The sequence below is a fragment of the Biomaibacter sp. TOL genome (assembly GCF_059717795.1).
The window spans coordinates 566,336-582,338 of the sequence record NZ_AP046092.1; the positions used below are offsets into that span (position 1 = coordinate 566,336).

Consider the following 16,003-nt stretch of genomic DNA (forward strand, 5'->3'; position numbering starts at 1 on the left):
TACCGTACCAATTCAAATGGCAGGTTTAGTTGCGACTTATTATATATTCCAATATAGCTTTCTTGACCTCATCGCCATCCTTTAATAGACTCAACTTATAAATCAAATCTTCATCGTTTACTACATAAAATAAATCATTCAATATATCCTTCGAATCCTCTTTCAATGCCAGCATAAAAACAACGTCTGCCTCTTTATCTGCCGACCATGCAACCGGTTCTTTCAAAAAAGCTATAGCGATGGCAGGCTTTAATACATTTTCTGAATTGCCATGCGGTATGGCTATATGGTTTCTTATGAGCGTAGGACCCATTACTTCTCGCTTGTAAACATCAAGCAGATATTTTTCATTGACATATACCCTTTTTTGAGCAACACTTCCACAAGCCCGTCTATTGCATCGTTTTTTGTAGCAAAATCAGCCTGAACCAGAATCAAATCGTTGAATAAAACTTCTGCCAGCGGCAAAACGACTGATTTTTGAATCGGATGTGAATGTGGCTTGCTTTTTAATTTCAGCACGTCTCTGAGCTTTTCTATCGCTGTGCCGCTTATCAATTCCTCAACAGAAATAAAAGGAATGTCACTTTCTTTCGGATTCACAGTCCCAACAATAGCTGCCAGGCATCTTTCAGCTTTTATTTTTTCAATTTGTTTTGAACCGTCTTCTCTGCCAATTATGCCTATGGGAATTATATCTGCACTTTCCAAAATATCAGGAATCATTTTCTCGATGAGTTTTTTCAATTTTATGGCAGTTCCTTCTCCAGTAATACACAATGTAACAATCGCCTTTTTATATTCTCTTTTATCCTCTATTTTTAAGTCTTCGACAGGGATAAACCTTCCAAGGCCCACCTTATCCTTATCAATATTTGCCACAATTTCATCCAAATCAGTATCAGGCAGTATGGCTCTGCGGACGGCTTCAAGGACCATAATGGTATCGACCCTGCCGATGGTTTTGGTCTGGATTCCGGTTTTCTGGGTGATGATTTCTCCAAAAGTGATAAGTGAACCCATGTCTACTAAGAGAAGAACGCCTTTCCCCTCATCTATCTTCCGCACTACTTCCATGGCTTTTTGAAGGGCTGATTCGGGTTTTTCATCCAGGGACATTTCTATGCCTACCGCATGGTTTACGCCCAGCAGCCTGTTTGCAACTTCCACCATGCCTTGAGCCACATGGCCGTGGGTAAGCACCACCACTCCGACGCGGCCCTTCTTTACATCAACCGGATGGGTTATGGTGCGAAGATACATTGCCACAAAACCGACTTCGTCTTCCGGCATTTTGTAATCGGCTATTTTTTCTACGGCTTCCACCATTTCTTTTGCCACTTTGTATTCCAGTCTGTATTCATTTTTAACCTTTTCAAGCTGTGGATTTATTATAGGCTTGTTATGCTGTAGTCGTTCCAGCGTTGCGCTCAAGTGGATGGCAAGGCAGTAGAACAGATGGCTGTCCATCTTGCCCAGTTTTTTTTCGGCAATTTTTACCATCTTTTCAGCCATTTCCACCACTTTTTCGCCTACAATTCCTTCCAGTTCTTGTTTGCCCAACAGCTGGCGGTTTGTCTCAAACTGCTTTACCAGTTGCTGGAACCTTATTTCCAGTTCGCCTCCGATTACTCTGTTTATGACCTCCTGGCTCAATCCCTGTTCCTGGAGTTCCTGATATTTCTCCTCAATATACTGATAAATTTCCTGCGGGAAAATATACAAGTCCTCTTTCGGCATGTTTTTAGTATTCATCTGCCCGGGACTTACAATGAAGTCGCCTTTCAGGTATATTTCCGTTTCAGGGCTGCGGTTCTGTATCTTGAGAAGCCCTCTGCGGGCATGTATGGGCAAATCAATAAGATCTATCTCAATTCTCTGCTGCTGCCCGCCCACATAGGTTAAAAACCCTCTGGCGCAGGCCACCTGTATGTCACTTCTCAGCTGGCCGATATTTCCCGGGCAATCGTAAAGCAATAAAGCCCTTAATGCCTCCTGAGTTACTTTTATTGAGGCGCCTATTCTGTCAGCTTCTTTGCCGAAAAACTCCTTTATTATGTTGTATCGCTCCAATATGGGCCGCGTTGATAGCGGTGGAAGTTCTATTATCATTGGGATCCTTCTTCGAAAAGTCAAAAGAAGCGACGATTCTATGTCTTCAGTGGTAGCGGCAATTATCATGACGTTGGCAGTCCTGACGGTTTCCGTCTCTCCCAGGCGGCGGAACTTGCCCTTATCGATCAAATAATAAAGCAGCTCCTGCCCTTCGGGAGGAAGGCGGTGTACTTCGTCAAGGAAAAGGATGCCTCCATCGGCTTTTTCCACCAGGCCTTCTTTGGCGGTATCCGCTCCTGTATACGCCCCTTTTGCGTGGCCAAAAAGCTGCGACAGAAGCAGCTGGGGGTTTTCCGCATAATCCGCGCAGTTGAATATAACGAAAGGAGCATTCTTTGAAAGTCTCCCTGATTCAATCGCGAAATTGTACATGGCTTCAGCCAGATTGCTCTTTCCAACACCGGTAGGGCCTAGTATCAGTGTATGAAGACCGTGGGGGGGATAAAGGATTGCAGCCTTCGCCTGCTGAATCTGGGGCTTCAGACTTCCATCAAATCCTATTATCCTTTCAAAGGCTCTGGATGCTATACTGTTATTTGTCGTTCCGAAATTACCCGCTTTTTCAACACTCTGATTATTTGCGTTATCTACAGTAGCGGACACAATACCGGATGCATTTTTCAAGGATATCTTTTCCGCTATCTCTTTTCTCAACTGAGAAACGATAAACCTGGATACATTAAAGCCCTGGCGGTTGAGCAGACGGGTCAATTCCCTGTCGGATATTTTTAGGTTTTGCAAAAGCAATTCCTTCAGTGCATTCACAAGATACGGCTTCTTTCTTTCTCTTGAATCCGGTATGCCGAGTTCTCCTCTTAATATGGTGACTTCATCCCGGCGTGTTCCCAATATTCCGGCAAGCTGGTCATCCGTATACGGGTTTTTCTTATCCTCAGACTTGATAAGCTGCAAAAGGCGGTCTTTCATAGGCATCACCTCTTTTCACATTTTATGCAATAGTCATGCCATTGCAGTGGAAGGTTTTGTTGGATTGCGACTTTTCGCAAATTACCGTCTATTTATTATCATTGCAACATATTATACCACATATCATGCCGTTTTAAATAAAATGTTATTGGAAAAGCTGGAAGAGGGAGCCCTGACTGGTAAAACAATCTTTCAAAAAGATTGGAATAAGAAGCTGATAAAGCACTTTCCAATGAAAGGCATTGAAAATCATGAAACCGTAATAAAAAAAACCGGGCCAATGGAATGACCCGGTTTTTGGCTTTTATGGAAGATATGAACTATTCTTTTTCAAGGATTTCCCGATATAATTTATCGCTGATACGAATATTATTTTCAACCAACTTATCCATAAAAGGCTTGATTTCTGAAATTAATCCCATTTTCTTAGCTTCTAACAATATGCCTAATGTTCCGGATATTTTAATATCCATTGATTTTGCTGCCTTTCTTCCCTTTTTTTCATCTATTAATAATAAATCAGCGTTTAACTCTTCAGAAAGGATGATTGATTCACTTTCGCCCCTATCAAGGTTAAACGCTTTTTGTATTATTTTAACTGCAAATTCATTTTTTACTTCTAATACCTCAATAAAACTCGAATCCTTTATATAATTTACTTCTTTGAGCCCTGCCTTTGATGTTAATTCAGAGTAAACGCCCTTTGAAACGATAATTTTACCGAAAATCTTTTCAAGCAAATCCAATTTTTCAATTTTTACAAATGAAATGATTGGAGTAGTATTGCTAACTACTTGCATTTATTTAAGCCTCCCAGGGCTTTTTCGATATTAGCAACATCTGTTAGTACATCTTCAATATCAAGATCGAAATAAGGTATGCCCATTTTTCCCAGGTCCGTTATCAGTGCTATTTTATCTATACCCAACAACTCGGCACCCTTGCCAAAAGATATCCTTCCATCCTTTATTAATTCGTATATCATAAGCTCCTGGATTCTCTTTTGATAATCTTTGTCTCTATAGTTCACATATTTTAACAATTCAGAAGGCACTTCTATCTCTATTTTTGCATTACCCATGATTCGCCATACCTCCTTATCTGAATTATTATTTGAATTCATTTTTATTTATTATACCACGAGCAGTATGTTTTGTTCTAGACAATCTTTCAAAAAGATTGGAATAAGAAGCTGATAAAGCACTTTCCAATGAAAGGCATTGAAAATCATGAAACCGTAAAAAAAAAACCGGGCCAATGGAATGACCCGGCTTTTGGCTTCTCAAGCCTTCATAATTAACTTCATAATTAAATTATTCATACAGCAGAGGCTTGATTTCTTCAGAGTCTATATTGGTTTTATCATACCAATGGAATCCAGTATCGATGTTCTTCTCCAGTTTTTCACCTTTCACAGCCTTGACGGCAGCTTCCACAGCCTTATATCCGATACCAATAGGATCCTGTGTGATGGCGCCGGCTTCCACTCCGCTACGGATGGCATCCAGTTGCTGTTTACCTGCATCGTAGCCGATTACGACAATCTTTCCTTCCTTTTTCAATTCTTTCACGGCGTTTAATACACCGATTATAGATCCTTCATTGGCGCCAAAGAAGCCTTTCAAATTCGGATGGGCTTGAATTATGGCCTTGGCAAGATCGGTAGATTTAAGCTGGTCACCGCCGCCGTACTGTATATCCACAATCTTGATGTCCGGATATTTTTCCTGGATTCGTCTTACGAAACCATCACGGCGATCAATGCCGGTACGGCTAGTCTGATCGTGCACGATAACGGCGACTTCCCCTTTGCCCCCGATAAGTTCAGCCATTTTGTCAGCGGCAGCCGCTGCGGCGGCAACATTGTTTGTGGCAGCGGTGGCTACCGGGATGTCGCTGTCTACGCCGGAGTCAAATCCGATAACGGGAATGTTTGCTTCTTTTGCCTTCTCGAGGTAAGGTATCACTGCTTTGCTGTCCAGGGCGGCAAGGCAAATGGCGCTAGGGTTTTTATTAAGAGCAGCCTGAAGCATTTCAATTTGCTTATCAACCATTGCTTCGGTTTCCGGCCCTTCAAAAGTAATTTCCACATTATAATCCTTGGCGGCTTTCTCTGCGCCTAACTTAACAGCCTGCCAGAACTGATGCTGGAATCCCTTGGAAATAACAGGGATATACATCTTCTGAGGTTCAGTGGATTTTGTTTCTGTCTGCTGAGTTTGGGTATGTTTGGTTTCTTCCTGCTTGGGTTCTGCTTTTTGACCGCAGCCTGCAAGTAACGCCACTACGAGCAATAAACTTACTACGACAGCAAAAATCTTTTGAACCTTTTTCATTTACCTTTCCCTCCCGTTTTTTTCTTTTTTCCTTCCTGTATTTTGCATTTATTTATTTTGGAGCTTACATAATGATCCCCCCTCATCATGATTTTTTGCGACGCAAAATATCCATATATACAGCCATAACAACAATGGAACCTGTAACAACCATCTGCCACTCCTGAGGAACCGAAAGAATGCGCAGGCCATTTGTCAGGACACTTATAATAAATGCACCTATTACGGTCCCCAGGATGGTTCCTTCTCCTCCGCTCAGAGAAGTGCCGCCTATAACCGCTGCGGCAATGGCATCCATTTCATAACCCTGGCCCAGTGCGGGCTGGGCAGAATTAAGGCGGGAAGCCATCAGAACCCCTGCCAAGCCAAAAAGTATGCCACACATTGTATAAACGGCAATTTTCCATCCGGCAACGTTGATGCCGGAGAGGCGGGCAGCTTCCTCATTACTGCCCATTGCAAAGGTATATCGTCCCAGTACCGTCCTTGTAAGTATAATATTTACAACAATGGCGGCTCCGAAAAAAATGAGAACTGCGTTGGGAATACCTGCAATGGAGCCCATGGCTATTTGATTGAAAACGGGTGTATTGGTAAAATATATAGGCTTTGCACCGGAAATTACCAGAGATAGACCTTTAGTTATCATCATCATTCCCAGTGTTGCTATGAAAGGTGGAATCTTCATCTTCGATATGACTGTACCATTTATCAGACCGCACAAAGCACCCGACGTGATGCCGCCCAGAACGCCGATAATTATGGGTAACTTCCAGTAAGTTATGAAAACTCCTGTCATAACTGAGGCAAATGTCATGCCGGTTCCTATAGAAAGGTCTATGCCCGATGTGATAATAACGAGAGTAACACCAACAGCCAGCACACCGTTTACAGCGGTAGCTAGTAAAATACCAACTATATTATCAAATTTTGCAAAATTGGGTGATGCCAGTGAAAACACGATAAACATTATAATTAAGCTGCCAAATGCCAGGATTTTTTGTGTAGCATCTGATCGTAACAAGGTCTTTTTTTGAACTATATTGCCGTCAGCGGTTTTATTAAGCATATTTCAGACCCCCAATTTCAGTGTGTGTTGCACTCTCACGTTTAGTGGCATATTGCATGATGCGTTCCTGAGTTGCATCTTTTGCATCAAGCTCACCCGTGATGCGACCTTCACACATTACTATGATCCGGTGGCTCATGCGCAATATTTCCGGCAATTCTGAAGAAATCATGATGATTGATTTGCCGCTTTCCGCCAGATCGTTGAGCAGCTTGTATATCTCGCTCTTTGCACCTACGTCTATACCTCGGGTTGGTTCATCAAAAATCAGGATATCACAATCTCTGGTCAGCCATTTTCCTATGACAATCTTCTGCTGATTGCCGCCGGAAAGGTACTTGACTTTTTGCTGCAGGCTGGGTGTCTTGATTTTAAGCTCGTCTACACGCGACTTTGCTTCCCTGCGTGTTTTGTTTTGTTTAATCCATCCCAGAACGCCTTGAAATTTTTCATAAGCGGCGAGTACAATGTTAGTTTCTACATCCATTCCGAGTACAAGTCCATACCTTTTGCGATCCTCAGATAGATATCCGATACCATATTTAACAGCATCTTTGGGACTTTTTATAGTTACTTTTTTGCCTTTAATAAATATTTCGCCGGAATCAACTGGATCGGCTCCAAATATAGCCCGCGCAACCTCTGTACGCCCGGCCCCCATCAAACCCGCAAAGCCAAGTATCTCCCCTTTTCTCAGATAAAAACTTACATTTTTTATCGCTCTGCCGCGATTGAGGTTTTTAACCTCCAGAACGATTTCATGACTTTTGCTTTTCGCTTCGGGACGAGCGGTTTCATAAATCTCTCGCCCTACCATCATGCTTATAATCTGGTCTTTTGTGACATCATTTATCCCCGCAGTATTTATATAGCGGCCGTCCCGCATGACAGTAACCCTATCTGCGATTTGCCACAGCTCCTCCAGGCGGTGAGTTATATAGACTATCCCCACCCCCCTGTCGCGAAGCTGGCATATGATGCGAAAAAGCTCTTCTATCTCCGATTCGGCAAGTGCTGAAGTGGGTTCATCCATTACCAGCACCTCAGAGCTAAAGGAAAGCGCTTTGGCTATCTCCACCATCTGCTGCTTGGCTACGGTCAAATTCGAGACCTTTGTCTGTGGATCCAGTTCAAGATGCATCATATCGAGCAGTTCTTTTGTCTTCTCGTTTATTTCCTTCTCGTCCAGAAAAAAATTCACACTCTTGCGAGGCTCGCGCCCGATAAAAATGTTTTGGGCCACAGTAAGATGGGGCATCAAATTAAGTTCCTGGTGAATAATACTTATCCCCATGTCCTGAGCAGCTCTTGGATTTGGAATTTCAACTTCCTTTCCTTTATAGACAATTCGTCCCGAATCTTTAGGATATATCCCGGTAAGCACTTTCATCAGAGTCGATTTTCCGGCACCGTTTTCGCCAACCAGAGCATGCACCTCTCCGAAGCGCAATTCAAACTGAGCCTGACTGAGGGCATGAACGCCCGGAAAGGATTTTTCAATGTTTTCCATCTTTACAAGAATTTCACCCATTTTTACCACCTCAATCGATGTGCGCCCTACATTCCCTTACCATAAAGCGGCCCGAAATTTTTGCAGGCTCTGTAGTCAGCGCCTTCCAGATCCTGTGTGCCGAAGGCGTTCCATGCGCTGGGCCGGAATATCTTATCCTCAGAAACATTGTGCATGCAAACCGGTATACGAAGTATCGAAGCCAGCGTTATTAAATCCGCCCCTATATGGCCGTAGCTTACAGCGCCATGATTTGCTCCCCAGTTGTTCATGACGGAATAAACATCCCTGAATGCACCTTTGCCTGTCAATCTCGGCGCAAACCACGTGGTTGGCCATGTGGGATCGGTGCGTTCATCAAGGGTCCTGTGAACGTCTTCCGGCAGGTCTACGGTATATCCTTCAGCAATCTGCAAAACCGGGCCGAGCCCTTTTATTATGTTCAGTCTCATCATTGTGACCGGCATTCCGCCTTTTGTGAGGAAATTGGAGGAGAATCCGCCGCCGCGGAAATATTCCCTGTTGGCCGGCCTCCAGCTTGTGGCATCCAGACATTTTTTGACTTCTTCTTCGGTTATTTCCCAGAAGGGTTTCATAGCAGGCTCGCCGTTTTTTGTTTGCTGCCCGGTTCCATCGAGCGCAGCCGCTCCAGAATTTATCAGGTGTATGATGCCGTTTTCCGCCATACCGGTAAGTTCTTTGCCGGTGACGCGTTTTACTGCATCAGGGCTCCAGTAAGTCCTAACATCAGCAAAGATTTGAGCGGTATTTGTCAAAAGATAGCCGAACAGCATGGCTACGCCATTAAGGCTATCGTTTTCGGTGGCCATTATATAGGGAGCCCTTATGCCATTCCAGTCAAAGGATGAATTGAGTATGGCCTCCATGAAATCTCCATTGGGAAAATGGTCCGTCCACTGCCTCTGGCCCTGGAAACCGGCAGCTATAGCATTGTGCCCCTGGGCTTCTTCCACGAAACCGAGCTCGGCCAGCCTCTCGTTTCCAACCATGAGGTCCCGCGCGATCATGGCCATCTTTACAACAAATTCCCATTCCCAGTCTTTTCGCTGCCTCGTCGACTGAATGGCCGGAGAATTGTTGTCCCTTCCTTCCTTGCAGTGTTCTCTGGTCCATCTTAATGCCTTTTCAAACTCTTCTTTATCGTAAATTCCTTCATCGATTCTGCGGATAAATTCGGACATGTCCACATATTCATTTCTCATGCCCAGATAGCTTTCAAAAAATGTGGGGTCGACAATTGAACCGGCTATGCCCATGGAAACGTTGCCCATCGAAAGGTACGACTTTCCTCTCATCAGCGCAGCCGCGAGGCTCGCCCTGGCAAATCGCAGCAGTTTTTCCTTCACATCTTCAGGTATGGTTTTGTCAGCGGCATCCTGAACATCCCTGCCGTATATTCCAAAAGCAGGCAGGCCCTTCTGGCTGTGGCCCGCCAGAGCCGCCGCCAGATATACGGCACCGGGCCTTTCCGTACCGTTAAATCCCCAGATTGCCTTGGGAATGTAAGGATCCATGTCTATGGTCTCTGATCCGTAGCACCAGCATGGTGTGACAGAAATGGATACTCCGACGCCCTCCCGTGCGAATTTCTCAGCGCACCTTGCCGCTTCCGCAACCCCGCCGATAGTCGTATCCGCTATGACACATTCCACCGGCTGGCCATTGGGGTATTTGAGGTTTTTAGATAACAATTGGGCCACGGCTTTGGCCATTCCCATAGTCTGGTCTTCCAGTGCTTCCCTGACACCTTTGCGCCGGCCGTCTATTATTGGCCGTATTCCTATCTTTGGTAGGCTGCCGATTAATCTGAAATTAGTGTTATTCACTTGCAATTCCTCCTCTTTTTGCTATTTCCAATTTTTGGGTTATTAAAAATATATATTTTAAAATGTAACATCAAAATTCTTTTTAAATTCTTCCGCCTGAGAGGCCGCCACAATCAACATGTTGGCGTAGGGGATAAATTCCCCCGTCCTCACAATAAACTTTACATTTCTGGCCCTCTCCTTAAACTGGCTGTGGGGGATAAGTTCAAACTTCTGGTATTTGAATATGCCTCTCCACGCATTATAGAGTTCGGGACTTACTTTCTGAGTTTCCTCGGCAATCACTATCTTTTCTGCTACAATTTCGCTCAGCACGGCTCTTAGGGTATCCATAAATGTAGGTATTCCTTTTGACAGCGCAAGGTCGATTCGTTTCGCGTCTTTTGGTACAGGAAAACCCGCGTCGCAAATTATGAATTCATCCATGTGGCCGAGGCCCGCAAGCTCTCCGGCCAGTTCCTTGTTTAACACTCCATATTTCTTCATTTCTGTGTTCCCTCCATTTTTGTTAAATTCATCCTCCATCCAGGGTCAGTTGAAGTGCGAACAAGCAGTTTTGTCTTCAATCTGTACATTTTCGGATAATCGGATGTATCCCCGCATATTCTTTTGTACAGAAGATTTGCCGCTGCTTCGCCCATCTCCCTCACCGGCTGGACCACTGCTGTAAGCGGCGGGTTTGAAAGGCGCGTGAGTTCCGTGTCGTCAAAGCTCACTATCGCCACATCATCCGGAACTTTTATTTTCATCTCGTCAATCGCGAGCATGGCGCCTATGGTCATGTAGGCATTTGCAACAAAGACTGCATCAGGCGGGTTAGGCAAAGACATCAATTCTTTCATCAACGTATAGCCGCTCTCCGTAGAAAAGTCACCAAAACGGACAATATCTCTATCTATCTGTAGATTATAATCTTCAAGTACCCTTAAGTATCCGCGGTACCTCTCCTCTCCGGTGGTGACTTCCTGGCGTCCGTTGATGATGCCTATACGCTGGTATCCCTTTGTAATGAGGTGTTCAACCGCCTGGTATGCGCCGTTTACATTGTCCACCAGGACGCAATCAGTCTGTATGTCTTTAACCATACGGTCGATAAGAATAACAGGTATACCTCGCTTATTTAGCTCCATAAGATAATTATCCTCATCACTGGTGGGGACTACCAGCATGCCGTCTACCTGCTTTTCCATCAGCATCCTTATTCTTGCTTTTTCTCTATCAGGATTTTCATCACTGTAGCAAACCACCAGGCTGTAACCATAGCCGTTTAAAACGTCTTCAACGACCTTGGCTATTTGCATGAAGAATTGACCGTAATCAGGAACGACGAAACCGACGGTGTGAGTCTTCTGAGTCTTCAGGCTACGTGCTATCTGGTTTGGCCTATACCCGAGAAGTTTAATTGTTTTTAAAACCTTTTCCTTTGTCTCCTCCTTTACTTTCTCCCCATTTAGAACTCTGGAGACCGTTGCGGTTGAAACTCCTGCTTTTGCTGCCACGTCTTTTATGGTCGGCATTTTTTATATCCCTTCCCTGTTTTATATTGTAGATATGTTTGAAACGATTTCTGTGGTTTTTTAATTTATTTATGTAATCGTTATCTATTTTAATTATATAATTCGATATTAAATTCAAAATTCCTTCTCGATATATAAAATTTTTTTTGTTATGAAGGATGACATCAAACATTTGCATAAAATAAAGCCCGGTTGATACGCCGGACTTAAAAAACATTTCTACATAAGAGTCTTTAACTTCCTGTTTACTTTTGTTGTTTACTTTTGTATAGTAAATTATATCAAGTATATCGGTGATTACTCCTGCACCCCGTGCAAAGAGAAGACCCGTTAAAAGCGGCCCCAATATGGGAATTTTAAGATGTAAAAATCAAATCCGCTGCCGGAGATGGCCCGGTAATCATATCTTCTTATGAAAATAATTATAAACCTCTTCCGCTGCCTTCCGGTTCATCCCCGGAACTTTAGACAGTTCATCCACCGAAGCCTTTTTTATGCCTTCAACGCTTCCAAGGGTGCGAAGCAGGGCCAGCCTCCGGACTTTGCCTATGCCGGGGATATCATCCAGCGCAGAATGAAGGTTCCTTTTTGCGCGCAGATTTCTGTGAAATGTAACAGCAAAGCGGTGGGCCTCATCCCGGACCCTTTGTATCAAATACAGCGCTTCAGAATCCCGGGGGAGAATGATCGGGTCGTCTCTATCCTCCACAAAAATATGCTCGAATTCCTTGGCAAGGCCAATAGTGGGAATATATTCAAGGTTTAACTCCCTGAGCGCTTCCCTGACATACTTGAGCTGCCCCTTCCCTCCATCTATGAGCAGTAAATCCGGCAGTTCTTTGAATTTTTCATCTCCTTCCAGCGCTCTCTTAAACCTGCGGGTTACGGCTTCCTTCATGCTCTCAAAATCATTTGGACCTTCCACGGTTTTGATCTTGAACTTGCGATAATCCTGTTTTTTGGGACTTCCATCTTCAAAGACAACCATGGATGCCACAGATTCGGCGCCCTGAGTGTTGGATATGTCAAAGGCTTCTATGCGGCCAGGAATCCCGTCGAGATTCAAATATGCTTTAAGCTCCTCCAGAGCCTTTTGATTCTTTATCTTCTCCCTGTATTCCACACTTTCCCTCTGTTCAAGATAAGTCCTGGCATTTTCCGCCACCATCTGCGCCAGCTTCCTTTTTTCGCCGCGACTTGGAACGGTAATGCATACCTTCGAGCCTTTTTTCCGGGTAAGCCACTCCCTAATGGTGGCGATATCTTCGACCTCTTCGTCCACAATGATTTCTTTCGGTATAAATGATGCACTGTCGTAAAATTGTTTTATAAAAGATGCGAGGATTTCCTTTCTTTCGGCACCTTCGGTATTTTTCAGTATAAAGGGCTCGCGTTCCACGAGTTTGCCCTCCCTCACGAAAAATACCTGAACACATACTATGTCAACGCCTCTCGCCATGGCAATCACATCTTTGTCGGCCGTGTCGAAAGACACGATCTTTTGTTTTTCTAGCACTTTTTCCAGAGCCAGTATCTGATTTCTCAATACAGCCGCCCATTCGAAATCAAGGTTTTCAGCAGCCTTTTCCATCTTCTGCCTGAGAATATCAATAAGCGTCTGCTGCTTTCCTTCCAGAAACATTATTACATTCCTGATAATTTCATTGTAATCGTTTACATTGATCTTAGCCTGGCAGGGAGCAAGACAACGATTTATATGGAAATTCAGGCAGGGCCTCTCCTTTAACGGCACTTCGCTCAAATCCTTTTTGCAGCTTCTCACCGGAAATATTTTTCTTATCACGTCTATGGCTTCTCTCATTGCTCCGGCATCGGCATAAGGGCCGAAATACCTTGCGCCGTCTTTTTTCACTTTCCGCACCACCAAAAGGCGCGGAAACTTTTCATTTAATGTAATTTTTATATAGGGATACTGTTTATCGTCCCTGAGAAGGATATTGTATTTGGGGCGATGAAATTTTATGAGGTTGCATTCCAGAATCAGGGCTTCCACTTCAGAATCCGTGACGATATATTCAATGTCCTCTATCATGGGTACCATGGAAGCCACTTTGACGGGAAGATTTTTTGGCGACTGAAAATAGGACCTTACCCGGTTCTTTAGAGAAACGGCCTTTCCCACATAAATAATTTTGCCTCTCTTATCCTTCATTATATAAACTCCGGGTCTTTCCGGAAATGAAGCTATCCTTTCGGGATTGAACATAAATAATCCCTCCCACTTTATTGGGGCCACTCCTTCGCCTACCCCAGCCTAGTTGGGGATGTTCCTCCACCTCCCCCAATATCAGAAGCCGGATGTCGGAAGTCGGAATAGAAGGATTTGCCTTTCGGCAAATCCTACTTAATCTGAGCTCTGAAGTCCGACCTCTGCTATAAGGAGGTGCGTCCCCATACCTATTATCCCTAGAAAAGAAGGTGTGTCACCTAACATTATATCACAGATGGGAAGGTTCTCACCTATCCCCCGCAGTATGGTTTACATGGTCAAATCCTTCTTTTATGATGTGGTCCACATGGTCGTCATCAAGGGTATAGAAGACCTGTTTCCCATCCCTCCGAAATCTCACCAGGTGCGAAGTCCTGAGAATCCTCAGATGATGGGACACATTGGAGACCGTTGTGCCCAGGATTGTGGCGATATCGCACACGCAGAGCTCCTCTTTGGACAGCAGATATACTATTCTTGCTCTGGTCTCATCGGCCAGCACCTTGAAAAGCTCTGCCAGCCCTGTCATATCAGGGACTTTGCCCATGAGTTTCTTCACTTTATCCTCGTTCAGGCAAAAAACATCGCAGAAATCCTCGTCCCGGTTTATTTTTTCTTCCATAAAACCCTCCGTGCATCCAATCTTTTTTATTTGATGCCTGTTTTTATTATATTTTTATTATATCAGACAAGTCACGTTTTTACATAGCGATGAAAAAGTTATATTTTTCCCTCACAAAAACCTCACAATTTAGCCAAATTTTCACCAAAATTCGAGGTTATAATATAATTGCAACCAGCAGGAGGAACTACCAACAGCAAGGCTAATCCTCCTAAAATCCCCCTTTATTTTATAAGGGCTATAAGCCCTCCAATCGGCAGGTCATATTTCCTGCCGATTTTTTTTGATGATAAAACATTTATCTCAAATTATAGAAATTTAAAGGAACGGTAAAAATATACCGTTCCTTGCCGACATAATGAAATATTTTTTTAACTTTTACTACCATAGACAAACTGATTACCATCACATTTACTCATGCGCTAAATCCCGGCTTTGAATTTTTATACCCCCATTATTGACTTATCCTCTTCCAGTATATTGCCCTCCCATACATATTTCCTGGTCTCAGCCACCAGCACGCTGGTGAGGGCAAGAAGCGATATCAGGTTTGGAATGGCCATAAGGCCATTCATTATATCAGAAAAAGCCCAAACTATGTCAAGAGTTGTTACTGAGCCAACAAAGGCAGCCGCGACCCACAGCCACCGATAGGGTTTGACGGCTCCAACGCCGAAGAGATATTCCACAGCCTTTTCGCAATAGTATGACCAGCCAAGGATTGTGGAATATACGAAGGTCAAAAGCCCTATGGTTAGCGTAATTGGTCCTATTGTCGGAATCTGATCAAATGCCGTCTTGGTAAGCTCTGCTCCCTTGAGGCCCGTCTGCCATGCACCGGTCGTTACAAGCACCAGGCCCGTCATCAGGCATATCACCACTGTATCCCAGAATGTTCCCGTCATCTGGACCAGCGCCTGTCTTGCGGCATTGGGCGTCTGGGCGGCTGCTGCGGCTATAGGGGCGCTGCCAAGACCTGACTCGTTGGAGAATAGTCCTCTGGCGACACCATACCGGATGGCTGCCATCATGGTCGCTCCGGCAAATCCTCCCACCACCGCCTGGCCGGTAAAAGCGCTCTTGAGTATGGTGACTATGGCTCCGGGCAGAGCGGTAATATTCATCCCCAAAATGATAAGGCATCCCAGGATATAGATTATCGCCATAAAAGGCACCAGGGCCTCACATACTCTTGCTATGCTCTTTATACCGCCGATAATGACAATTCCGGTCAGAACCGCAATTACAAGTCCGGTCACCCATGGAGAAATATTGAAAGTGGCTTTTACCATACCTGCTATTGAGTTAGCCTGGGTGGAAACGCCTATTCCGAAGCCCGCAATGGCTGTAAACAGCGCAAATATAACACCGAGCCATTTCATGCCGAGTCCCCTCTCAAGAACATACATGGGGCCGCCGGCCATCTGCCCGATGGAATTTTTTACACGGTATTTAACTGAAAGAAGCGCCTCCGAATATTTGGTGGCTATACCGAAAACGCCTGTAATCCACAGCCAGAATACCGCGCCGGGCCCGCCAAGACCTACCGCGGTAGCCACGCCCACTATGTTTCCTGTTCCCACGGTTGCTGCAAGAGCGGTGGTCAAAGCTCCAAAGTGGCTTACATCTCCTTCTCCTTCCGAAGTCCTGGTGAGCGAAAGTTTAATGGCGGGAAAAATATACCGCTGAATTATTCGCAGCCTGAAAGTTAAGTATATATGAGTACCAACTAACAGTGCCAGCATCGGCGGCCCCCATACTATACCGTCAACCGTATCCAAAAAATTTTTTAATGCGTCCAAACAAAACCCTCCTGTTCAATGTTATGTT

Annotated in this window: 12 protein-coding genes and 1 pseudogene; 1 reads left to right on the plus strand and 12 read right to left on the minus strand. The window is 44.4% G+C overall.

Going from position 1 to position 16,003, the window contains the following annotated elements; all coding sequences use genetic code 11:
• Positions 1 to 25: 25 nt before the first annotated feature.
• Positions 26 to 3,042 (minus strand): annotated as a pseudogene (locus AC6I1H_RS02900) (sigma 54-interacting transcriptional regulator).
• Between the two features lie 64 nt (positions 3,043 to 3,106).
• Here AC6I1H_RS02900 and AC6I1H_RS02905 point away from each other — a divergent pair.
• Positions 3,107 to 3,331, plus strand: coding sequence for a hypothetical protein (locus AC6I1H_RS02905; RefSeq protein ID WP_497739530.1), 225 nt, complete (start codon positions 3,107 to 3,109; stop codon positions 3,329 to 3,331).
• Positions 3,332 to 3,362: 31 nt separating this feature from the next.
• Here AC6I1H_RS02905 and AC6I1H_RS02910 read toward each other — a convergent pair whose 3' ends face one another.
• The 11 genes from AC6I1H_RS02910 to AC6I1H_RS02960 form a co-directional block, all read right to left on the minus strand.
• The gene (locus tag AC6I1H_RS02910; RefSeq protein WP_497739531.1) at positions 3,363 to 3,842 is read right to left on the minus strand and encodes a PIN domain-containing protein; all 480 of its coding nucleotides are present in this window, start codon (positions 3,840 to 3,842) and stop codon (positions 3,363 to 3,365) included.
• Positions 3,833 to 4,123: a UPF0175 family protein gene (locus AC6I1H_RS02915; RefSeq protein ID WP_497739532.1), complete on the minus strand. Its 291-nt coding sequence runs from the start codon at positions 4,121 to 4,123 to the stop codon at positions 3,833 to 3,835. The genes AC6I1H_RS02910 and AC6I1H_RS02915 overlap by 10 nt, the downstream gene beginning before the upstream one ends.
• A gap of 232 nt (positions 4,124 to 4,355) precedes the next feature.
• Positions 4,356 to 5,378, minus strand: coding sequence for an ABC transporter substrate-binding protein (locus tag AC6I1H_RS02920; RefSeq protein WP_497739533.1), 1,023 nt, complete (start codon positions 5,376 to 5,378; stop codon positions 4,356 to 4,358).
• Between the two features lie 85 nt (positions 5,379 to 5,463).
• Complete coding sequence (locus tag AC6I1H_RS02925) at positions 5,464 to 6,447, minus strand: ABC transporter permease (protein WP_497739534.1); 984 nt, start codon at positions 6,445 to 6,447, stop codon at positions 5,464 to 5,466.
• Positions 6,440 to 7,978: a sugar ABC transporter ATP-binding protein gene (locus AC6I1H_RS02930; RefSeq protein WP_497739535.1), complete on the minus strand. Its 1,539-nt coding sequence runs from the start codon at positions 7,976 to 7,978 to the stop codon at positions 6,440 to 6,442. The genes AC6I1H_RS02925 and AC6I1H_RS02930 overlap by 8 nt, the downstream gene beginning before the upstream one ends.
• Before the next feature lie 26 nt (positions 7,979 to 8,004).
• Positions 8,005 to 9,804, minus strand: coding sequence for an L-fucose isomerase (locus AC6I1H_RS02935; RefSeq protein ID WP_497739536.1), 1,800 nt, complete (start codon positions 9,802 to 9,804; stop codon positions 8,005 to 8,007).
• A 57-nt stretch (positions 9,805 to 9,861) separates the two neighbouring features.
• Entirely contained in the window at positions 9,862 to 10,290 is a 429-nt protein-coding gene (gene rbsD, locus AC6I1H_RS02940) for a D-ribose pyranase (RefSeq protein ID WP_497739537.1), read from the minus strand.
• Entirely contained in the window at positions 10,287 to 11,321 is a 1,035-nt protein-coding gene (locus tag AC6I1H_RS02945; RefSeq protein WP_497739538.1) for a LacI family DNA-binding transcriptional regulator, read from the minus strand. The genes rbsD and AC6I1H_RS02945 overlap by 4 nt, the downstream gene beginning before the upstream one ends.
• Positions 11,322 to 11,721: 400 nt before the next feature.
• A complete protein-coding gene (uvrC, locus tag AC6I1H_RS02950; RefSeq protein ID WP_497739539.1) occupies positions 11,722 to 13,548 on the minus strand; it encodes an excinuclease ABC subunit UvrC in 1,827 nt (608 codons plus the stop codon).
• A gap of 250 nt (positions 13,549 to 13,798) precedes the next feature.
• Positions 13,799 to 14,173, minus strand: a complete 375-nt coding sequence (locus AC6I1H_RS02955) for an ArsR/SmtB family transcription factor (protein ID WP_497739540.1) — start codon at positions 14,171 to 14,173, stop codon at positions 13,799 to 13,801.
• A gap of 443 nt (positions 14,174 to 14,616) precedes the next feature.
• Positions 14,617 to 15,975, minus strand: a complete 1,359-nt coding sequence (locus AC6I1H_RS02960; protein WP_497739541.1) for an alanine/glycine:cation symporter family protein — start codon at positions 15,973 to 15,975, stop codon at positions 14,617 to 14,619.
• Between the last annotated feature and the right edge of the window lie 28 nt (positions 15,976 to 16,003).

What these genes read in the sequence shown, in the direction of transcription:
- AC6I1H_RS02910 (WP_497739531.1), bottom strand. Translation starts at nt 3,842, where the DNA reads ATGCAAGTAGTTAGCAATACTACTCCAATCATTTCATTTGTAAAAATT.
- AC6I1H_RS02925 (WP_497739534.1), bottom strand. Translation starts at nt 6,447, where the DNA reads ATGCTTAATAAAACCGCTGACGGCAATATAGTTCAAAAAAAGACCTTG.
- uvrC (WP_497739539.1), bottom strand. Translation starts at nt 13,548, where the DNA reads ATGTTCAATCCCGAAAGGATAGCTTCATTTCCGGAAAGACCCGGAGTT.
- AC6I1H_RS02955 (WP_497739540.1), bottom strand. Translation starts at nt 14,173, where the DNA reads ATGGAAGAAAAAATAAACCGGGACGAGGATTTCTGCGATGTTTTTTGC.
- AC6I1H_RS02945 (WP_497739538.1), bottom strand. Translation starts at nt 11,321, where the DNA reads ATGCCGACCATAAAAGACGTGGCAGCAAAAGCAGGAGTTTCAACCGCA.
- rbsD (WP_497739537.1), bottom strand. Translation starts at nt 10,290, where the DNA reads ATGAAGAAATATGGAGTGTTAAACAAGGAACTGGCCGGAGAGCTTGCG.
- AC6I1H_RS02930 (WP_497739535.1), bottom strand. Translation starts at nt 7,978, where the DNA reads ATGGGTGAAATTCTTGTAAAGATGGAAAACATTGAAAAATCCTTTCCG.
- AC6I1H_RS02915 (WP_497739532.1), bottom strand. Translation starts at nt 4,123, where the DNA reads ATGGGTAATGCAAAAATAGAGATAGAAGTGCCTTCTGAATTGTTAAAA.
- AC6I1H_RS02920 (WP_497739533.1), bottom strand. Translation starts at nt 5,378, where the DNA reads ATGAAAAAGGTTCAAAAGATTTTTGCTGTCGTAGTAAGTTTATTGCTC.